Raw genomic sequence first — 21,244 nt, 5'->3', positions numbered from 1 at the left:
GATAGGACATTGCCCCCAACTCTGGGCTTAAGCTGTCGATGGGACGACGAACCACAGCATGAACAGAAAGTGACACAAACTGCCACCCAGCACAAAAAAATGCCAGATTTCATGGTGCCCAAACAGATTGGGCCAGGGGTCGGGCCATTGGCGGTAGTAGACCACAAAGCCTATGGAATAAATAAGCCCACCCAGCAGAAGGAGCTGCAAACCGCCTGACGGCAGCCATTGAGACACCCCTCCCGCTAGAATGAGCGGCAGCACCCCACCCCAACTTACAATCAGGTAAATTGAGGCATTCATAAAGCCATGAATTTTACGACTAAACAGTTTGTAGCCCATGCCCGCAACGGCCGTTCCCCAAACCACTATCAAAATTGCCCCCTGCCAGCCGTCAGGGAAAAATGTGGTGATGATAGGCGTATACGTCCCGGCAATTACCAGAAAAATGGCCATATGATCCAGCCGATTAAGCTGGAATTGCAGACGCGGACGTGCTTTGACGCCATGCAGCAGAGAGCTAGCAACATACATTGCCGTCATGCTGATACCGTAAATCAGCAATGCCGTTAGCTTTGGCCAATCCCCCCACACCAGCCAAAGCAGCCAGAACGTCCCCACCAGCGAGGCAAAAGCCCCAACCGCATGGGTAAGCGTGCTGATTGGCTCGTGCAATAGTCGGTTCAGGCGGTTCATACTGGGTAATTTAGCGGCCGTTTTTACAATTAGCAACTCCCATTCTGCCTGCTTGTGCCCCCTTGTGAATGTTGTTACAATTGCCAATGAAGTAAACAGATACCCCCATTCGGAGACCAAATGTCACTTTCTAATTCAAGACAAAAATCTGGTCTAACTGGCACGTCGGCAACGGCCGTATCCTCCAGTTGGCGCAGCAAATTGCAGATGATTGTGGTGCTGTTCAAACTACGCATCGTCTTTTTGCTGCTGATGGCAGCCACAGGCGGCGCATTTATCGCTGCGAAGGGGTGGCCTGGCCTTGGCAATTTGCTCTTGCTCTGGCTAACTGGCGGCATGGCGGCGGCAGGGTCATCCGCGCTCAACCAATATTGGGAGCGCGATTCTGATAGCAACATGGGGCGCACGCAGCAACGGCCGTTGGTCACCGGAGAAATTTCCCAACCCCATTGGGTGCCTTTGGTGGGCGTTGCTCTCGTTCTGTTGCCCTCATTGGCAGTGCTGCCATTTAACCTGGCACTCACCTTCTTCTTGCTGCTGGGAGCCGTCATTTATGTGGGCATTTACACCATTTGGCTAAAGCCGCGCACCTTGCTAAACATTGTTATTGGCGGTGCGGCGGGCAGTGCGGCCGTTCTTAGCGGCAGCGCAGCGGTGGGCAACTGGAGCAGCACAGGGGCCTTGGTGCTTTCACTGCTGCTGTTCCTATGGACACCTTTCCACTTTTGGAGCCTGGCTCTTCTCTATCGGGATGACTATGCTCGCTCAGATGTGCCCATGCTGCCGGTACACACCACCCCACGCCAAGCCGCCTGGTGGGTGATGTCTCACACCTTGCCAACCGGGTTGGGCGGTTTATTGCTGGTGCTCCTCCCCTCACTCGGCTGGGTTTATCTGATTCCCGTGGTTTGGGTCACTTTTGACCTTATCTGGCGAAATATCCGCCTCATTCGCAATCCATCGGCCCAAAATGCCAAGGCGTTGTTCATGTCATCTAACATTTACTTGCTTGTGCTGCTGTTGGCAATCTGTGCGGGCACGGTTGCGACTTCAATTTCAGGTTAGCCATATGCTCACCATAACCTTATTTACGAAAGAAGGCTGCGGCTTGTGCGATGATGTCAAATCAAGCCTGGAACTGCTCAAGCCTAGTTTCCCCCATCAACTACAAGAAGTGGACATTACTAAAGATGGGGGACTGCTTCAAAAATACCGCTATGCGATTCCTGTGGTGAAGATTGGAGATGTAGAATTGGCGGCACCGATTACGGCCGTTCAGCTAAGACATGCCCTGCAAACCCAACAACAAAGCTAACTAATTCGGCACCTTGTGAAGCCCTGCACAACCTTGTCATCACTTTATGACTGTGTTAGTATCTCGTCAACCCTGCTGTGTGCGTGATGAGCTTGCCAGTGTTGAGCCAACGCTTCACAAATGGGGGTCGAAAATACGCTGAGGGGATGTAGTAGCTCACGGCTTCGGCCGTCCGGCCAGGCAGATACTCGCGAAAAGGCTCCCACCTGCATACGCAGGTTCAAACAACGGGGCTCACACGGCACGGCGGGGCTACTGAAAAGACGCCCTTCGCCCTTGATTTACCGTCAGGCAACATGATAACTGTGGAATAGACCAATCTATTAATCTATTGGTCATATTCCCTTAGCAGAAGGAAATAGCAGCTTTATGGTGCGTGAGCGAATTGCTGACGACATCTATGTATTTACAAGTCAGTCGTATGCCCAAGTGACAGCGGGTGCCGTTCTAACCAAAGAAGGCGTCATTTTAATTGACACGCTGTACTTTCCAGATGAAACAAAAGCAATCAAAGAGTTCCTGGAAGAGCGGCAAGGCTTGAAAATTCGGTATGTCATTAACACCCATTATCATGCAGACCACACCCAGGGGAGCTACCTCTTCCCCGAAGCCCAAATTGTTAGCCATGCAATGTGCCGCCAACTGTTGGATAGTGTCGGGCGTTCAGGTTTAACGGAAGCACAAGCCCAAAATCAAGATTTGGAAGAGGTACGAATTATCTTGCCAGAGATTGTGTTTAAGGAAGGGGTTCTGAACCTTTACCTGGGAGGCAAGACGTTGCAGCTACACCATATGCCGGGACACAGTATGGACCTCACTGGTGTGTACGTAACCAATAACCAAATCCTGTTTGCCTCAGACAACTCCATGCCAGTGCCCACCATTTTTGACGGTAGCTACTTTGCCTTGGTCAACTCTATGCACAAAATGCTGGCCCTGGAACCGGACACCATTGTTCAGGGGCATGGTGAGGTGATTTTGCGGGGTGAGGTGCAGTCTGTTATTCAAAACGATCTCGATTATTTGACTAAAATCAAAGATGAGGTTTCGGCCGTTTTGCAAAGCAAACAGTCACCGGATGTTTTGGACAGTATTGATATTGAAAGCTGTGGTAAATCACGGATTCCCCTAAACGGGCTTGTGTCTGATTTGCACCGAGCCAATTTGTACCGCCTGTATGAGGAGCTTCAAGAAGAAACGGCCGTACCCGAAGGTGGTGTTGCGTGAAGTTTGCCAGGTGCCTCTTGAGCACTCTGGCAAACAAACTCAAATTTGTCCTCTTGGCGGCAACGCTCTTCCTCACAAGCTGCCAAATAAATTACCAATTTCTAGCCTCCAGCGAGCCATTACCCACACTGGTGCCAACCCTGGAAATCTTGCCCCAGCCGCCAATGCCCCGATTGACACCGACCCAGATTTTGGCGACACACACCCCAACAGCCACGAATACGGCCGTTCCCCCCACCCCCACGCCAACCAACACCCCCACACCCAGCTACCAACTCACGCTAAATGAAGCTGAGCCGCAGGGCTACTTGCGCCAATTCCGGCTCGTCGCTTTTTACGGCAGCCCCACCGGGCCGGGACTAGGCATCTTGGGTGAATTGCCCCGGCAGCAGATGCACGAGCGGCTGCTGGCGACCATCTCTGAATACGAGCCATTCACAGACCGACCTATTTTGTCTGCGTACCATCTGGTGACCACGGTTGCCAATCCGCACCCGCCTAACTATTACCATCGTGTGGATTTGGGATTGATTGAGCGTTGGGTAGAAGAGGCAGCTGCGTTGGAAACGGCCGTTATCCTGGACATTCAGCCGGGGCGGGGCAATATCATGGCCGAATTTGAGCGGCTGGAGCACTTACTATACGAGCCGCATGTCCATTTTGCCATCGACCCAGAATTTGTGATGAACAGTTGGCAAATACCATTGGTAAATGTGGGGCAGCTGCACGCCGCGGAAATTAACGAGATTCAGGCGCGGATGAATGACATCGGGGCAGAAATTGGGCTAAACCGGGTGCTGATTCTGCACCAGTTCAAGCCTTCCATGCTGCCCGACAAGTCGCTGATTGAAGATTATCCCTACGTAGAAATTGTGATTGACGGGGATGGTGTGGGGCCAGCGGCAGCCAAAATTCGCAACTACACCACCTACGCCAACGAACCCGCCTTTGAGTTTGGCGGCTTCAAGCTATTCCCCACCGATGGTGACTACCCAGTGCTGACCCCCACCGAGGTGATGAGTTTAGAGCCACAGCCAGTGCTGATCATTTACCAGTAAGGACTTGCCGCTTCTGCCAGTGCGGCCCTGAGCGTAACGGAAAGGCCAGCCTGCCAGCTTTGTCGAAAGTCTGCCTCCAGTAGCTGTGCTTGAATCTTTTTAAGCAATTGACGACTCAGCTCAGCTTCAGATGAATTTTCTGCCACATCACGCCAAGCGGCGGCTGTAGCTAGCCAACGTACCGATTTAAGATTGCCAGAATTTAGTCGCCAATGGACATCCGCCATCTTTTCCAAACAGGCCACCATGTTGGACTCGTTGTTCAATTGGAGGCAAATTTTGGCCCACCGCTGCAACGCCTGAAAGGCTAACTCATAATCGCCTATTCCCGTGTACGCATCTCGCCCTAGTAACATCATGGCCTCATCCAAAATGTCGTTACTGCCCAATAATTTACCAAAGGCCATAGCCGTTTCCAATTGGTTAACCGCCGAAAAAAAATCGCGCTTGGCTAAGGATATATTGCCTAGAATTAAATATTGAATTGCTTCCATTCGCTGGTCATTCAGATCTTGAGCAATGGCTAATGCCTGTTTGCAAAACGAATCCGCTTCCGGCAAATTTCCGCTTCGAATAGCGATTCGTGCCAAGGTTGCCATCGCATAGGATTGTGCAATCAGATTATTATTTTCCTGACACAATTTAAGACATCTATAAGCTACATCATTCGCTTCTTCATCACGACCGACTTCAGCAAGAAAAGTGCTTTGTGCCTGAAGGAAAAGTGTCAAAAACCAATTAGGAACATTGATATCTTCATGAGCAATTGCTAACGCTTTCTCACAATAACGACCTGATAATTCCAATTCCCCTTCATAAAATGCAATTGCCGCCCGCTGATAATAACTCATTGCAATTCCCGAACCGTCTTCACGTCTTTGGAATAACTTTATCGCTTCTTCGGCTATTTCTTTCCCTTCGGAGATGCGTCCTTGCTTCCATAGCATGGATGAATACCTCGTGAAGAGCCATCCGCGCGTTTCTTCAAGTAATAGCATTTGCTTCCTAATGAGTTTTTCATAGAATTGTTGACCTACTCGAATTTGGCCAGATGAAGTCCAGTACAAAGATAGATGAATGGCTAGCTGTGCTGCCAATTCCAGTTTGTAATTGAAAGCCCATTCCAAAGCCACTACCCAGTTTCCTTTTTCCGATCTCAAACGGTTCATCCAAGATATCGGATCGCCTCCACGGAGCTGCATCTCCCCCTCTTTTGCCAACTCATAATAATATTTGAGGTGTTTTCGTTGGGTTTGGTATTCAAGTTCATGATTGGTAGCGAGTTTGGTGGCTGCGAACTGTCGCAACAACTCATGTGTGTAGTATCTTTTTTTCAACTGGTCAAACTGTAACAGTGAATGGTTAACGAGTAATGCCAACGTTTGATGAGTAGCCCCCATAATGGTAATGGCGGCATCCAGCGTAAATCCACCTTGAAAAACCGATGCTCTGGCCATGACTCGCCCGGCGGATTCCGGCAGACGCTGCCAGGAGGATTGAAAAACGGCCGTTATGCTGCGCTGACGAGGTGGCAAATCTTGAAGGTCCGTGGCCAGCCTGTCGATGTCTTCTTTGATTCCGCTGGCAATACTGCCCAACGGCAGCGTATCTACCCAACGGGCTGCCAATTCAACGGCCAAAGGCGAACCCTCAACCATGCGACAAATCTCATTTATCTGGGTCATCTCGTCTTGGGATGGGTTCAGCTCCGGTTCAATTTGTGTGGCGGTGGAGAGGAACATCTGAACCGCGTCATTGTCAAATGAATTTGCTTCCGAGGTGGCATCGTCACGGTGATAGGCTAACCCGGACAAGGCCAGCACCTTTTCGCCACGCAATCGCAGCCGTGTACGCGAAGTCACGATAATAGAGAGGTTGGGAGCGACTTGTAACAGCTCGGAAATGAATGTAGCTCCCGGTAACAAATGCTCAAAATTGTCAAAGAGTAGCAGCATTTGTTTGCCGCTCAGGTAATCGAGAAGCTGCTGGCGGGGCGAACGGCCGTTTCCCATCGTTAACTGTAAATGAAGCACTTCAGCAACGGCCGTTTCAATCTGATCTGGCGCAGTTAAGGGCACCAGGTCAATGAAATAAATGCCATCGGCAAAGGGAGTCATCGGCTGTGCGGTTTTTGGGTGAAGAAATAGCTTGGTCACCGCCAGAGCCAGTCGCGTTTTGCCCATGCCGCCAATGCCCGTGATCGTGATCAGGCGAACGACCTTGTCTGACAACCAGTCCCTCAACGTTGTCAATTCTTGCTTACGGCCTATGAAGGGCGTTGGGGCCAGCGGTAGATTTTGCAGACTGAAGTTGGGGCGCAGCTTGATTTGATTTCTCAACGTTTTAGTTTCGGGTGAGACATCAGTGTTCAGTTCTTCGTGCAGGCTCACGCAACATTGCTCGTACTGCTTTAAGGCCAGACTGCGCTGTCCCGCACGGGCAAACAACCTCATCAACTGGCGATGCGTTTCTTCCAGCCACGGTTCATACATCAACTGCTGCTGTGCGTATTTAATGGCTGGTGTGAATTCCCCAACTTGTTCATGGTATGTTGCCAGCGTTGTTAAGGCACTCATCATCTGCCGATGATACTGCTCGCGCTGTTGGGTGAGCCATTGTTCAAATTGGGGGGCATCTGGCAGGGAGAGACCGACGAGGAAGGGGCCTTTGTAGATTGAGACGGCCGTTTCTCGCCATTCCATGCAGCTTTCACATAAATTGGGTTGGGCGTGCTGGTGGGTTTGGCACTGTAGTAGGTGGGTGGTGAAAACGGCCGTGTCCAGTTCAAACTGAGCCGCTGGATTCAAGCCAACCGTATGCCGATTGGCAATAATCATATCGTTGTTCGGGTCTATTGCCTGCCGCAGCTTGAGCAACGCCTGGCTGAGACTGTGTCTTGCCTCCTTTTCCGGCTGTTCCGGCCAGAGCAGCCCCACCAGTCTTTCTCTGCGCTGTGGTTGATTCGCTTCAATGAGCAGATAAGCCAGCAACGCCCGAACTTTGTCATAAGCCAAAGTAATAGGCTGGTCATCAAATTGAACCTGAATACCATCAAAAAGGGCGATTTGAAGGGAAGACATGGGGAATTGTACCTTGTTGTTGATAGTTTGTTGATAGTTGTGAATACACTGCTTTGTAGCAAATCAAGACAAGGAGAAAGACAAAATGAGTTCGGATGGGATTTTAACCATTGACCAATTATTGGCTCAAGTGGAAGAGGCAACGGCAGCCACAACGGCCGTTATTGAAAAATGTAGTGAGGTGGATTGGAAAACGGCCGTGCCCGAAGAAGAACGAACAGTCGGGGTTGTTTTACACCACATCGCTTTTACCATTCCCTTTGTGGTGGAGTGGGCCTGCAATCTGGCCAAAGGTGAAGGTGCGCCTGCCGTCGGCTACGATGATATTCACGGACTGAACCACCAGCACGCTGTGGATCAGGCCAATGTAGACAAAGCGACGACATTGGCGCTGCTGCAAACCCATGCCCAAGCCGCCCAAGAACAGCTCGGCCAGCTAACTGACGCTGATTTACAGATTGCAGCACTCTTCCCGCTAATTGGCGGGCAGGAAATTACCGCCCAACAAATGGTGCAATGGTTCCTCATCAACCATGCCCACAATCATCTTGAAGCGATACACAATACCATTGGAGGAAAACAACATGACCACGATTATCAAATCCGTTGAAATCAACGCCCCCCGCGACGTGATTCGCAAATATTACGCCCATCCGGTGAACACCCCCAGATGGTCTCACGTCCTCACCGAGTGGGAACCGGAAGCAGCATGGCCCAAAACCGGCACGACGGCAAAGATGGGGATCAAAAGCGGTGGAATAAATGTCAAAGGAGTAGCAACCACGCTAGCCTACGATGAGGAGACGATGACCCACCATTGGCGACACGAAAACGAGCACAGCATGCCACCGTTTGAAAGCTGGTACACCTTCGACGAAGTAGATGGCAAAACAACGGTCACTGCCAAAGTCGATTACACCGTTCCGGGTAGCTTTCTAGGCAAAGCACTCGACAAGCTATTTGTCGAGCGGCAAAACGCCAAAGACATCGAACAGGGGCTGCTCAACCTCAAGTTGCTGGCCGAAGCAGACCCCGATTAACAACCAGTCGGTTCTTCGGTAGGGGGTTGCCAATTGGGGGAAATCCGCTACCCAACCTCTCGTAAAATGCGCTCACCTACCGGAATAATTGCTGGCGAGTCGTTTAGGGTAAACAGACGATTCAACGGCCGTTTTCCAACAAATCTCAAATAAATTTAAAAAGGAGACCCCATGCCCAGCCTAACTATCAAAGGAAATGCAAAACATCCCAATCTGGAACCAGTCAAAAATGCCACCGTCGAAATTTTGGAACCCAACGAAACGCTCATTTTGACAATGACAACCAATGACAAAGGAGATTTTAAAGGGACAACGAAAAAGTGGAGCGGTAACGTTTTTCAGATACTGACTTTTAGTCTCAAACAAGCTGGAAAAACGCAAAAAGGTCCCATCGTAACCCCAGCTTTAGATTTGCCAATCCTCGTTTACTGGAATCCGCCTGGCTCAAATGGCGCAGGTGATGGTGGCGTTTTCGATGGGACGCTTCCCATTCCCTCACCCTCATTGCCAACTGATACGTCATTTTTCATGGCGATGATTGCTCAACTTTTTCCCGGTGGCGTTCTCGATTTTAATTCCCGCAATACGCCAAACTTCCCTGAAAAATTTGGGGACATCACAGCAACGGTTGAATGGATTGGCCTGCAACACACCATTCCTGTCGTGCCAATTATTCTCGGCCGAAGTAACGAGGTCTCCATTGACGTGTCAGAATGGATCAATGACAACAACGGCTGTTGCTCTGATGAGGGGGTTGAGGCAACGGTTGACTGGATTGGTACCCAACATACTGTTCCCATCATACCAATCGTTATTGGTGAGGGGAATCAGATTACTATCAAAGCACCCCATCGCCTGGACACGCACCGCGATATCGCTTCTACAAACAATCCCAAAGTGCATGAATGAACTTGCGCTTGTTTGGTCTTGCTATTTCACAATGCAACTATCCTAAGATTTCAAACATTGGATGATACCGCAAAAATCCATGCAAAAGCGTTTATGTATTATGACCAGTTTGTTGAAAACTTTCAGGCTCTGAAATCGGTCTTTATTATTTCATGACGGAGGGATTTAATGTTAAATTGGACTTGCAATGAATGTAATTCACTAAATACGCCACGGAAGGACATTTGTTGGAACTGCGGCTACGACCGTACCAACACCACCTACCCAACTCACCAGCCGCAAAACGATTACAGAGGAAATATTTGGTTACGCCTGTTTCCAGCTTTCAGAATTATGGGTGCTGTTGGTGCGGCAGCAATCATTGCTAGCCTGTTCCTGCCCTGGATTATCCGCCAGGCACCTCAAGGGGGGATTGAACTTTATGCTGGGCACACAACGATTTATGGGCTGATAACGGCCGTTATCGGCCTCATTCTGCTTTTCTTTATGGTCAAACCTGATCTCAGAAAGGGATGGTATATTCTTGCTATCATTTTGGCAATCATCGCGTACTTCGTGTCATGGATGCCCGTTCAGATAAGCCAGGTGTTTGATGCAGTCGCGGCAGAGTTAGGTGGTTTGGGAGCGGAAACGGCCGTAAGCATTGCTGGCATCGGCGTTTCGGTGGTCAATATTGCTGCTGTGTTGGTAATCGTGGCCGCCATTGCCCAATTGTTTCGTCCCACAGTGGCAAAGACACAACCTAATAAACTAGCTTTGCAGCAAGGTTAGCTTGCCAGGGAGAATCTGGTACTCAATTTGCGTGGCAGCTTCGGCGATGATTTCGCCGTCGGCGTGGATAGGAGTGCCAGGGCTGCTGGCGATGCTAATGTGGCGGGTACGGCCGTATACTACCTGCGGATGAAAAATGTGCGTCTTGCGGAACAGCTTCAATAAAATGGCCAACACCGTGAGCTTCGGCACTTCTGGCGCAAAAACAAAATCAAAGAGGCCATCATCCACAGCTGCATCTGGCGCCATGTAAAAGCCACCCGTGCGCGGTCCGTTGCACACGGAGAGCAAATAAGCTGGCCCGTCATGCCCGCCATCGTCCCAGCGCACCTGCATCTCCCACGCCTTTAGCTTCACCAGCCCCTTCAGCAGTGCCACCACGTAGCGCAGCTCGCCAGACAATCGCTTCATGCGAATATTCTCCAAGGTGATCATCGGCTCCATCGCCACAGCGCAGTTGTTAATGAAAAAGTGATTGTTGATACGCCCGGCGTCAATTTGGCGCGTTTGGCCTCGTGCAATGATTTGTACCGCCTGGGTCAAGGCACGTGGCAAGCCAACCATGTCGCTAAAATCGTTAGCTGTGCCAATGGGCAGCACGCCAAAAGGAATCGTTAGGCCATCCCCAGCGGCCCGCAGCAGGCCATTGGCCACTTCGCCAAGTGTGCCATCCCCGCCTGCGGCAATCACGGCATCGTAACCAGCGGATACGGCCGTTTCTGCCAAACCAATCGCCTCTTGTGGTTTTTCTGTCTGGACAATGTCTGGGGTTAGACTGGCGGCGGCAAATGCTGCCTGCACTGCATTTAGTTTGGCACCCGCTCGCCAACGATTGGCATATGGGTTTAGAATGACCTTAATTTTCATGACCAAATAATGCTTCTCGAATCAATTCGGGTTTGTTGGTAATAATGCCATGAACACCCAACTCTGCCAGCCGTCGCGCCTCAGTTGGATCATCCACCGTCCACACGTTCACTCGCCAGCCATGTTTGCTGGCCCAAACCATGTAATTGGCATCTACCATTTTGCGGTAAGGATGCACTGCCTGAACAGGAATGAGCGAATGCTTCAATTTGAAACCAGATTTGTAGCTGAGATGGGCAACCCAGGTAGATTTCGTGAGGTGACGACGCGCTCGGCGCACCGCCAGGGGATTAAAAGAGGAAACGATTGTTTGCCGCACCACATTGTGTGCCTCGATCCGATCCGCAACGGCCGCTGCCAAATCTGTGTCTCGCAAAGCGGCCGTTTTCAACTCTACATTGTATAAAAAATTGGGGCCCAGCGTTTCAAAAACCTCGTCAAGTGTCGGGATGGATTGGCCTTGGCCTGCATCCAGCTCTTGCAATTCAGCAACGGGGAACTGCTGTACAGTCCCCTGCCCGTTGGTTGTTCGATCTAGCTTGCTGTCGTGGATTACCACTGGCCAACCATCGGCCGAAAGCTGCACATCCAGCTCAATGCCGTCCGCCCCTTGCGCCTGCGCTAGCGTAAAGGCTGCCAGCGTGTTTTCCGGTGCTTCTGCACTGGCTCCCCGATGGCCAATAATGAACGGCCGTTCCGCAGAAGCCCAATCCCTCATCGCTTAAAGCTGAACAAAATAAGAATCAGCCGCCTGGTCAATCAACTCTTTCGTGAGCATCGGCTTCACGCCCAGATAATCCGAAATATCGAGCAACTGATCCAAAATGTCGCGGGGGTGGTTAGCACGCAGTTTCTGGTTCCGCTTGATGTAATACTCTTGCAGCAGGTAGCGCACGCCCTGCTCATCGTACTCTACGCGGCGGTTATCACACACCCGCTTGAAGATTTCACGGTAGCCATCAAACGTTGGCGATGTCACCTCAATCTTGTGCCGAATGCGACGCAAGAACGCTTCATCAACCAAATCGCGCGGTGGCAAATTGGTTGAAAAGACAATCAACACTTCAAACGGCACCTCTACTTTGCGCCCGGTGTGCAGTGCCAAAAAGTCAATCTGCTTCTCCATCGGCACAATCCAGCGGTTCAACAAATCGCGCGGCCGTACCTGCTGCCGCCCAAAGTCATCAATCAGAAACATGCCGCCGTTGGCCTTCATTTGGAAAGGGGCTTCATAATATTTGTTGGTGGGGTCGTAAATTAGCTCCAAGCCATCCAGCGTTAGCTCACCACCCACCATGATCACAGGCCGTTTAATGCGAACCCAGCGAGCATCTCCTCGGCGTGGCCCGAGCGAACCGGTCGCCATTTTGCGCTCCACGTCTGGCACGGCCACATGGTTAATCTCATCATACACCTTGATGATTTGACCATCTACCTCCACCGCATAGGGAATGTACATATCGTTGGTGAGAATCATACGGCCGATGCTTTCCGCAATCGTCGTTTTACCATTTCCCGGAGGACCATACAGAAAAATAGATTTACCAGAGTTGGCAGCAGGGCCAATCTTGCCAAAAACCGTATCTTCCAGAACCAGATGAGACAACGATTGCTGCATCATTTTGGGATTTACCCGCAACCGATTGCCGCCTTGGGCTTTAATAGCTGCCACGTAATTATCCCACGGCACCGGGGCGGCACCTACATAAGTAGTACGCTCTAGCTGCTCGCGCGCCCGTTCCGCTCCCTTGCTGGTGATGGAGTATTGGTAGGTTGCTGCCCCCAAGCCGCCAGAGCCTTTTACCTCACACATCTGCTCTCGCTTGAGAAAATCCATAATGGTGCTTACCACAGTGGCAAACGGCAGATGCATATATTCGGCAATGTCATGCCCGGTCAACTGACCACGAAAATACATAATTTTTAGGGCTAAATCTTGCAAAAAGCCCTGTGACAAACCTGTATCTTCAATTCCTTTTATTGCTGGTGGCTCCCAATCGAGTATTTGTGGCCCTTGTCCTGCTATGCTCATCTGATCTTCTCCGATAAATCCCTGCAACTGTCACAAACATATGGACTTATATTGTAAAACGCTTATGTTAAATGTTCAAGACGAGTTCAGGGATCAGGTAATTTCGTGAACCTGGATTAGATTGGTGTGACCCGAAAGGCCGAAGGGAACGCCAGCCGTGATGACTAACTTGTCGCCCGGATTTAGATTGTAGCGCGACATGGCAGCGGCCGTTTCTGCCAACATGCCATCGGTATGCGAAAAGCCTTCTACCAACACACACTCAACGCCCCAAACCAAAGACAAATTCCGCTGGGTTCTTGCTCGCGGCGACACGGCCATCACCGGTGTAGGTGGGCGATGTCGGGCAATTTGCCTGGCCGTATAGCCAGACATCGTGGCACTGACAATGGCCCGGGCATTAATTTGTTCAGCAATGTCACAGCAGGCCGAACTAATTGCCTCTGCCACATTTTGGGTTTCCTCTACCTCAGCCAGCCGCCGGTTGCGCCACTCTGTGTAGGGGAAGGCACCCTCGATAATTTCGCTGATTTGCCGCATCATCAGCACAGATTCTACTGGGAAGTTACCAGAAGCAGTTTCGCCTGAAAGCATCACCGCATCCGTGCCGTCTAAAATAGCGTTGGCCACATCGCTGGCTTCGGCACGGGTAGGGCGCGGATGCTCAACCATAGATTGCAACATCTGTGTAGCGGTGATTACGGGCTTGCCAACCTCGTTGCAGGCACGAATAATGCGTTTTTGCAGCAGCGGCACCTCTTGCGGCTGCACCTCGATCCCCAAATCACCGCGCGCCACCATCATCCCATCGGCTGTATCCCGAATATCGAGTAAATGGTCAATCGCTTCACTTTTTTCAATTTTGGCAATGATGGGAATATTAGTGCCCTCTTGCTGCATCAATTCGCGCAATTCCTGAATGTCTTCGGCCGTTCGCACAAAGGAAAGGGCTACGTAATCCAGTTCCAGCGCACACACCAGCTTCAAATCTTCCTTGTCTTTGTCGGTCATGCTAGAGATCGGCAAATCGGTACCGGGGGCATTTACCCCTTTGCGAGATTCAAGCAAGCCAGCAACAGTGGTGATGCACCGCAAGGCATCCCCCATTTTCTCGGCAACGGTAAATTCCACTTCCCCGTCACCAATGACCAGGCGCGCGCCCGGTTCAATTGCTTCAATGAGGTCTGGATGAGGCATGTGGATCATCGCGGGCTGGCCTCGGTGTGGCGTGAGGACAACTTCCTCGCCTAGCGAGAGCTGAATACCGCCCGTTTTGACGTGCCCCAGGCGAATCTTGGGGCCTTGCAAGTCACCCAATATGCCAAGGACCTTGTTTTCACTCTCAGCAACTTCGCGGAGCATTTTAACTGTTTTTGTGTGCTGTTCGTGGTTGCCGTGCGAGAAGTTGATACGCGCCACGCGCATTCCGGCGGAAATCATGCGGCGAATCGTCTCTGGGTTATTAGAAGCAGGGCCAATGGTTGCGACTATCTTTGTTCGGGCCATACGTTATCCTCAGCTAGTAGTTGTTTTGGGTTTGTTGGTAATGGTATCCCATGCAGAAAACCCTTTCAACTAATAATAGTTTTGCGATTGAACAAAGAAACCCGAGGGGCTTTTTTCACTTTACTTACATCAACAGAACTGCCATCTGCCTTCTTAGCTGCCGAAGCCAAGGTAAATACCTCTGTATGTCATTGCTTACTGATCGCCAAGCAGCACCTGAACCTGTTCGTGGGCGCGGTAGCTGCTGCGCACCAAGGGGCCACTTTCTACCCAGCGGAAGCCCATCTCCAGGCCAATCTGCTTGAGCTGGGCAAACTCCTCCGGCGTGTAGTAACGGTCGATGGGCCAATGTTTGCTGGTTGGCTGCAAATATTGGCCGATGGTCAAAATATCTACATGCCAACTGCACAAATCTTCCATGGTAGTGACTAATTCACCCCACGTTTCACCCAGACCCACCATAATGCCGCTCTTAGTAAGTAAGTCTGGAGCCATTTGTTTGGCGTTGGTCAGGGTGGCCTGTGCCCATTCGTATTTATCTTGTGGCTGGATGATGCGGAAGAGTCGCTGAACGGTTTCGACGTTGTGGTTGAGAATTTCCGGGCGGGCATTCATGACGGTTTGCAGCGCGTCACGGTTGCCCTTGAAGTCGGGAATGAGCACTTCAATCGAGCAACCGGGCTGCACTTCGCGGATGCGGTCGATGCAGGCAGCAAAGATGGGTGCGCCGCCGTCAGCCCGTTCATCGCGGTTAACGGAGGTAATAACAACATGCTTGAGGTTCATGGCGCGTACGGCCTGGGCAACACGCTCTGGCTCGGCCCAATCCATTGGCAACGGCCGTCCCGTCTTCACATCGCAAAAGGCACAGCTGCGGGTACAGGTGTCGCCCATGATGAGGAAGGTGGCGGTGCGAGACCCCCAGCATTCACCAATGTTGGGACAGCGGGCTTCCTCACAAACGGTATGCAGCGATTTTTGACGCATGAGTCCCTTGAGGAAGTGATAATTTTCGTTGGTGTCGTGGATTTGGCGGACTTTGATCCAAGACGGCCGTCTTTTAGGCTGCCGGCTATTCGGCTTAGCAGTTTCAGTAATTGAATTTAATGGTATGCGAGCCATGTTTCTCCTTCGTTGGCTTGAAGCTGAAAAACGGTAGAAAAAGCAGAAATGAGACGGGGCAAAATATCGAAGATGGTGATAGGCTGCGGCAGCAACTCTGCCATACTCACCACACCATGATCCTCAATGCCGCAGGGAATTATGTGGTTAAAGTAAGTGAGGTCAGGATTCACGTTGAGGGCAAAGCCGTGGCTGGTGACGCCATTTTTTTGAATACGCACCCCGATGGCGGCTAATTTATCTATGCCGTTGGGGGTTTCTACCCAGACACCACGCTGTCCCTCCAACCGCTGGGCAGCAATGCCAAATTGCGCAACCGTTTGGATGAGCACTTCTTCTAAATCAGTGATGTAGCGACGAACCACTCCCAGACCGGGCTGAGCATAAACTTGCTTGAGCGAGAGGATAGGATAGCCCACAAGTTGACCAGGGCCATGATAGGTGATGTCTCCACCGCGATCGACCTGATAAAAGGCGATGCCCTGCTTTGCAAGCTCCGTTTCGTTAAGGAGAAGGTTGTTTAAACGGCCGTTCCGCCCCAGAGTGTATGTGTGTGGATGTTCCAGCAACAGCAGCTTGCCAGCAACTTCTGGATTGGCAATGCGTTCAGCAACCAGTTCTTTTTGTTGCTCCCACGCTGCCAAATAATCGACACGCCCCACCCATTGAACATCAATCGTTCGCATGATTTGCCCCAAATAATAACGGCCGTATTTTAGCACAATTTGGCAAAATACGGCCGTTAGGGAACCGATTACCGAACTAAAGTCTGGCCTGAATGAGCGTCTTCACAGATTGCAGACGGCCGTTCAAATCCTCTTGCCCTTGTTCACCTGCCTGTTCCATCACTTGGTCTATCAACCCCAGCAGATCATCGGAAACAAACTGTTCATTTTCATTCAGTAGCTGTGCCTGCTCTTCAGGGGATTCTGAGCGCACAAGCTGGTTCAGAAGCTGCACATGGGGTGGTAACGTACGCTCCATCTGGGCATAAATGAGGCCATGAATTTCGTTGAGTGCCTGGAACTGCGGAATATCTTCTTTTTGCTCCGCCTCATTCATCCGAGCCACCAGCACCGACATAAAGGCTTCGTCGATTTTTTCTGCGTTTTCCATGAGTGCCTGCTCTTTGCTAGAAGCTGCTAGAATCATATCCAACGTACTCATCGCTTCCTGGAGCATGTTTTTCGATTGCTCCTGCATCCCTTCGTACAGCTCCAACAAATCTCCTCGCAGCGATGTCAGTCGGTCAACCGAGGCTTTGTCGCCTTCTTTTTCAGCTTTCTCAATTTCGGCCGTCAGGTGGCTGAAAAATTCGTACTGCAACGCACCCTGCCCAGCCATCACCAGCGCATCTACTATGTGGGATTGTTCTTGATTGGCGACAATGTGCTGCACCAGCATAGTGGGCGTCAGCCCACCTTGCTGTTTGGCTTCGCGGCTCAGCTTGTGCAATGCTATTTGCTGCTGCTCCATCCGCTGGCCAACGGCCGTTTCCGTCATCAAACGCGCCCGCAAATTGGTGATTTTCACCATCTGCTGATTATCTTGTAACTGCGCAGCCATATCTACAAACTGTTGTAGCATCGCAAAAAAGGTTTCATCAATCTCATCTGCCCGCTCTTGTATTAATACATCCTGCACATCTTTGTCTGCCGTAATGAGCGTTTGCAGTAGTTCAGACTGCTTCTTTTGCCGCGCAATCATCTCCGGCGTCACGCCTTCCGTTTCCAGCACTTTTTCCATAAACGATTGCCAATTCAGCATAATTTGTGGCTGGAACATGTAAGCGCGGCGGTCTTCCGGGGGCATCTCATCCATCACCTGCTTGGTCAGTTGCCCAATCATCTGCTCCCGCTGCATCTGATTAAGATTCAGCTCCTGCGGCACATGCACCATGAACATTTCATGATCAGCGTCGTGAAACAGCATGAGGGTAGCCATTTGGCCACCTGCGCCACATTGGGGGCAGACCGCTACGTTAAGCTGACCGCTTAATAGCTGTTGCTTCAAATGCGGGGTCCGTTTGGAATCAACAACCTGATGAACCTCAGCCGAATAGGGCGTGCCGCATTGTGGACACGTTAGTTGTGTGTGCATAATTGCTCCTGTTTTAGTGGTTAGTCTTAGTGGCTAGTTTTATGGCTCGATTTTTAACTAGCCACTATCCACTATTTACTAGCTCAATTTCTTGGTAAGGAAAAGGTGAAGGTGGTACCGGGGCCATTGGGGTTTTTATGAAACCAGATACGGCCGTCATGCGCCTCAATAATCGCTTTGCAGAGGAACAAACCAAGCCCAGTGCCTTCTGTTTTGCGGCTTAGGGCATTGTCCAGCCGCGAAAATTTTTGAAAAATACGGTGCTGCTCATGATCTGGAATGCCAATACCACTGTCCCGCACCGAGACGGTCACGTGCTGCGGATGTACTTCGCCTCGAATCACAATCTCACCGCCATCTGGTGAATATTTGATGGCGTTGCTGATTAAATTATTCATCACCTGTCCTAGCCGTCGCTCATCCCCCCAGATGGGTGGGAAATCGTCACCGAATTGCACGGTGATTTCATGCTTTTCAGATTGGCTACCAAATTTCCGTGCCGTGTTTTCTACCACGCGGTTAAGCTGAAGGTCTTCACTCACTTCCAGATTAAACGTCCCGGCCTGCAAGCGTGAGACTTCCAGCAAGCTATCAATCAGGTCTGTCAGATTGTCCGCCTCTTCTTCAATGACGGCTAGCGAATCCTGCATCACTTCTGGGGACCAGTTGGCGTCTTGCCGCCGCAGCGTACCTGCGTATCCTTTGATAATGGATACTGGCGTTTTTAGCTCATGGCTAACTACTGAGATAAACGTTTTTTGCAACGCTTCTTCTTCGCGATAGCGGGTCAAGTCGCGCACGTTGGCGATGATGTCGGTCATACGGCCGTCTCCGTCCATCAGCGGCGCGTAGGTGATGCCCAAACTCACCCGCTTGCCGTCGGCGGTTTCCAGATTCTCGTCGAACGGCCGTTGCAAATCTCCCTCAACATACAGATGGGCTGCTCCCGGCAGAGGCCAGCCGTTGGCCAATGCTTCGTGCAAATCCATCTCCGTTTTTAGCGACAACCATTGGAAGATTTCCCCATGTGGCTGCCCGATGGCTGCTTCTGGTGCCTGCCCCACCATGCGGCTGAGTGCCTTGTTAAAATCTGTAATCCGCAGCGATTGGTCTAGAATCATCACCCCGTCCGCATTTTGCTGGATGATGGCATCCAGACGCTGCTTCTCCTTGTTCACCTGCTCGTACAATCGGGCATTTTTCACGGCGATGGCTGCCTGCTCGGCAAAGCTGCCCAGCAGCGAGGCCGCTTCTTGGGGCAAATGGTACGGCGTGCCAGAAAGGAACACATAAATAAGGCCAATTGTCTCGCCGCCGCTGACCATTGGCAACCGCACCATTTGGGTAAAGCCGAGGTTCGCACGGCGCGCCACCACTTGCAGCCGTCGGGTCAGCTCCGCCTCTTGCTCGCTGGCATCCACAGGCGGAATATCTCGCAGCAGCGGGGCAAAATGGTCTACCAACGGGGCCGGAATACCATAAACGGCCGCAACGCGCACGCTGTCTAGTTCCTGGTGGTGTAAAGCAATCATGCCTGCTTTCCCAGCTACCAGCTCCACTGCTGCCCGCAAAATAATGCGCAGCACGTCTTGCACATCCAATTCGGCCGTTACCGCCCGAGAAATTGCCAGCAAATATTCTCTTTGTAGGATGCGAACATCCACTAAACCATGTGCCATTCAGTCACTCTTCCACTTACAACGCTTGGTGCCGCCACGCCATTGGCGATTTTAACATAGGAAATGGCCAACAGACAGGCCAAATAAAGAGACAACCTAACATAGCGGCGTTATAGTTACATAAACAGCAAAAAATCAGCTAAAATTTGCCATATCTCCCCAAAAATTCGTATCATGGGTTCGATTTTGGTTACCAATTGCTTGAGGAAAAGGTTCATGGCAGTCCCAGTAAACGTCCGCCCTGTAACAGAAGCTGATCTCCCCGCCGTGCGCGATCTGTTTTACCGCAGCTACGGCGAAGAGTATCCCTACAAAGAATTTTATAGCGACGAATGGCTAAAACGCTCCATCTACCAGGATAGCTATCTCTTTCTACTGGCTGAACTGGATAATCAGGTGGTGGGCACAGCTTCAGTCTACTTTGAGGTGGGTGCCTACGCAGATTTGTGCGGTGAATTCGGCCGTTTAGCCGTAGACCCCAACTATCGCGGGCGCGGCGTGGGCAGTGCGCTCATGAAAGCTCGCCTAGCCTTTGCCGAACGCCGCCTCCACTTTGGCCTCACCGAATGTCGCACCGCTCATCCCTACGCCCAGCGCATCTCAGAAAAGTTTGACTTACGGCCGATTGGCTTTTTGCCCCAAAAGGTGCTGTTGGATGATCGTGAGAGTCTGGTGATGATGGCCAAACCATTTGGGCCAGCGCGGGAGCTGCGCTGCAACAATCCCCGCGTCATCCCCGAAGCCTTTTTACTTGGGCAACTGGCTCTGCAAAATATGGGCTTCCGCAGCGACCTTATCGCCGTAGACGACGCCGACGGGTACCCCATCGGCACGGGCTTCCAGGTGGAAGAACTTACTGAATCTGGCCTCCCTTACCTTTTGCGCATTGAACGCGGACGGCTGTCTCGGCGGCACGTGTTTGGCAATTTGCAGCTGAGTTACGGCCTTTTCTTGCTGGAATCACGCAACGTGCGCTACCTGGTGGCCCGCGAAGATGCACGCATTGTCGGCGCAATTGGCTTCACGGTAGACCCCATCGGCCATAGTATCAAAATTTTAGAGCTCATTGATTTGCGGGATGACGTGGCGGGCTTTTTGCTCAAAGAGCTAGACGCCTGGGCGAAAGAAATTTACAAGGCTGAGTACATAGAAATCACCGTGTCGGCCTACTGGCCAGACATTCAGCGCACGTTGAGCAACCTGGGCTTTGTTCCCGTAGCTTACTGTCCATCGTTTGTTTTCCATGAAGTTGAGCGGCTGGACACGCTAAAAATGGCCAAGCTATACGTACCGCTAAATATTGATCACGCTCAGTTAACGTCAGCCAGCCGGGAAATTTTCGAGCTGGTGCGAGCGGGCTTTGAAGAGAAGCGGGTAGGCATTTCTGTCAACGAAACCACGCGCCACATGGCCATTTTTGAAGGGCTTGAGGAAGGGGAATTGAGCAAAATTGCCGGTATGTGTTCGGTCATGCAAAAGAGGGCGGGAGATACTGTTCTGCAAGCCGGGGAAACGGGCGATGTGTTCTACATGGTGATGAATGGGGAGATGGACATTTTGTCACCCGATGGGTCCCATTCGGTGGGCAAGGTGACGGCCGGGGATTTTTTGGGTGAGATTGCGCTGGTGAGCCGCCAACCATACACGGCAACGGCCGTTGCCGCCACAGACGTTCAGCTCGTTGCCCTAAAATACCAGGATTTTGAAAATCTCATCAACCGCCACCCACGCATAGGTCTGCAAGTGATGCGCAATATTGCTATCTCGGTGGGGGAAAAACTACGCCTTCTAAATTTGAAGAACTAACAAAAAAACGGCCGCTTCCAGTGGAAACGGCCGTTC

Annotated in this window: 19 protein-coding genes and 1 other RNA gene; 10 read left to right on the top strand and 10 right to left on the bottom strand. The window is 51.2% G+C overall.

Annotation, left to right across the window (positions count from 1 at the left end; all coding sequences use genetic code 11):
* Positions 1–27: 27 nt before the first annotated feature.
* Positions 28–732 (bottom strand): PAQR family membrane homeostasis protein TrhA, encoded by a 705-nt coding sequence (trhA, locus tag ACOQPU_RS24105; protein ID WP_420642379.1) that lies wholly within the window; start codon positions 730–732, stop codon positions 28–30.
* Positions 733–816: 84 nt separating this feature from the next.
* On the opposite strand from trhA, the gene cyoE reads away from it, so the two are divergent.
* From cyoE to ACOQPU_RS24080, 5 genes are all read left to right on the top strand, one after another.
* Positions 817–1,761 carry a heme o synthase gene (cyoE, locus tag ACOQPU_RS24100; RefSeq protein ID WP_420642378.1) on the top strand — a complete coding sequence of 315 codons (945 nt, stop codon included), beginning with the start codon at positions 817–819 and terminating at the stop codon, positions 1,759–1,761.
* A gap of 4 nt (positions 1,762–1,765) precedes the next feature.
* Positions 1,766–2,011, top strand: a complete 246-nt coding sequence (locus ACOQPU_RS24095; protein ID WP_420642377.1) for a glutaredoxin family protein — start codon at positions 1,766–1,768, stop codon at positions 2,009–2,011.
* Between the two features lie 66 nt (positions 2,012–2,077).
* Positions 2,078–2,268, top strand: a non-coding RNA gene (gene ssrS / locus ACOQPU_RS24090) — 6S RNA.
* Between the two features lie 112 nt (positions 2,269–2,380).
* Positions 2,381–3,238, top strand: a complete 858-nt coding sequence (locus tag ACOQPU_RS24085; protein WP_420642376.1) for an MBL fold metallo-hydrolase — start codon at positions 2,381–2,383, stop codon at positions 3,236–3,238.
* 17 nt (positions 3,239–3,255) lie between these two features.
* Positions 3,256–4,296 carry a hypothetical protein gene (locus tag ACOQPU_RS24080; protein WP_420642375.1) on the top strand — a complete coding sequence of 347 codons (1,041 nt, stop codon included), beginning with the start codon at positions 3,256–3,258 and terminating at the stop codon, positions 4,294–4,296.
* Here the strand turns inward: ACOQPU_RS24080 and ACOQPU_RS24075 are convergent.
* Entirely contained in the window at positions 4,287–7,376 is a 3,090-nt protein-coding gene (locus ACOQPU_RS24075) for an AfsR/SARP family transcriptional regulator (RefSeq protein ID WP_420642374.1), read from the bottom strand. The genes ACOQPU_RS24080 and ACOQPU_RS24075 overlap by 10 nt on opposite strands.
* A gap of 85 nt (positions 7,377–7,461) precedes the next feature.
* Here ACOQPU_RS24075 and ACOQPU_RS24070 point away from each other — a divergent pair, with 85 nt between their 5' ends.
* The 4 genes from ACOQPU_RS24070 to ACOQPU_RS24055 all read left to right on the top strand — a co-directional run bounded on the left by ACOQPU_RS24070 (position 7,462) and on the right by ACOQPU_RS24055 (position 10,096).
* Complete coding sequence (locus ACOQPU_RS24070) at positions 7,462–7,986, top strand: DinB family protein (RefSeq protein WP_420642373.1); 525 nt, start codon at positions 7,462–7,464, stop codon at positions 7,984–7,986.
* On the top strand, positions 7,961–8,416 hold the full coding sequence (locus tag ACOQPU_RS24065) for an SRPBCC family protein (protein WP_420642372.1): 456 nt from the start codon (positions 7,961–7,963) through the stop codon (positions 8,414–8,416). Before ACOQPU_RS24070 ends, ACOQPU_RS24065 begins: the two co-directional genes overlap by 26 nt.
* Before the next feature lie 171 nt (positions 8,417–8,587).
* Positions 8,588–9,325, top strand: a complete 738-nt coding sequence (locus ACOQPU_RS24060) for a hypothetical protein (protein WP_420642371.1) — start codon at positions 8,588–8,590, stop codon at positions 9,323–9,325.
* A gap of 168 nt (positions 9,326–9,493) precedes the next feature.
* The gene (locus ACOQPU_RS24055; protein ID WP_420642370.1) at positions 9,494–10,096 is read left to right on the top strand and encodes a hypothetical protein; all 603 of its coding nucleotides are present in this window, start codon (positions 9,494–9,496) and stop codon (positions 10,094–10,096) included.
* Here ACOQPU_RS24055 and ACOQPU_RS24050 read toward each other — a convergent pair.
* From ACOQPU_RS24050 to ACOQPU_RS24015, 8 genes are all read right to left on the bottom strand, one after another.
* Entirely contained in the window at positions 10,076–10,963 is an 888-nt protein-coding gene (locus tag ACOQPU_RS24050; protein ID WP_420642369.1) for a diacylglycerol/lipid kinase family protein, read from the bottom strand. The two genes, ACOQPU_RS24055 and ACOQPU_RS24050, sit on opposite strands and share 21 nt — an antisense overlap.
* Positions 10,953–11,681, bottom strand: a complete 729-nt coding sequence (locus tag ACOQPU_RS24045) for a glycerophosphodiester phosphodiesterase (protein ID WP_420642368.1) — start codon at positions 11,679–11,681, stop codon at positions 10,953–10,955. The genes ACOQPU_RS24050 and ACOQPU_RS24045 overlap by 11 nt, the downstream gene beginning before the upstream one ends.
* Positions 11,682–11,684: 3 nt before the next feature.
* Positions 11,685–12,995 (bottom strand): ATP-binding protein, encoded by a 1,311-nt coding sequence (locus ACOQPU_RS24040; RefSeq protein WP_420642367.1) that lies wholly within the window; start codon positions 12,993–12,995, stop codon positions 11,685–11,687.
* A 93-nt stretch (positions 12,996–13,088) separates the two neighbouring features.
* Complete coding sequence (pyk, locus tag ACOQPU_RS24035) at positions 13,089–14,501, bottom strand: pyruvate kinase (protein WP_420642366.1); 1,413 nt, start codon at positions 14,499–14,501, stop codon at positions 13,089–13,091.
* 195 nt (positions 14,502–14,696) lie between these two features.
* Entirely contained in the window at positions 14,697–15,623 is a 927-nt protein-coding gene (gene lipA, locus ACOQPU_RS24030; protein ID WP_420642365.1) for a lipoyl synthase, read from the bottom strand.
* A complete protein-coding gene (gene lipB / locus ACOQPU_RS24025) occupies positions 15,605–16,309 on the bottom strand; it encodes a lipoyl(octanoyl) transferase LipB (protein WP_420642364.1) in 705 nt (234 codons plus the stop codon). Before lipB ends, lipA begins: the two co-directional genes overlap by 19 nt.
* A gap of 76 nt (positions 16,310–16,385) precedes the next feature.
* The gene (locus ACOQPU_RS24020; protein ID WP_420642363.1) at positions 16,386–17,723 is read right to left on the bottom strand and encodes a CpXC domain-containing protein; all 1,338 of its coding nucleotides are present in this window, start codon (positions 17,721–17,723) and stop codon (positions 16,386–16,388) included.
* A gap of 83 nt (positions 17,724–17,806) precedes the next feature.
* Positions 17,807–19,402 (bottom strand): ATP-binding protein, encoded by a 1,596-nt coding sequence (locus ACOQPU_RS24015; RefSeq protein WP_420642362.1) that lies wholly within the window; start codon positions 19,400–19,402, stop codon positions 17,807–17,809.
* A gap of 216 nt (positions 19,403–19,618) precedes the next feature.
* On the opposite strand from ACOQPU_RS24015, the gene ACOQPU_RS24010 reads away from it, so the two are divergent.
* Positions 19,619–21,208, top strand: coding sequence for a GNAT family N-acetyltransferase (locus tag ACOQPU_RS24010; protein ID WP_420642361.1), 1,590 nt, complete (start codon positions 19,619–19,621; stop codon positions 21,206–21,208).
* Positions 21,209–21,244: the final 36 nt, after the last annotated feature.

Origin of the sequence: Candidatus Leptofilum sp. (assembly GCF_965223285.1) — a bacterium.
In the GTDB taxonomy this organism is placed as follows: Bacteria; Chloroflexota; Anaerolineae; order Promineifilales; family Promineifilaceae; genus Leptofilum.
This window is presented reverse-complemented; position numbering and strand designations above follow the sequence as displayed.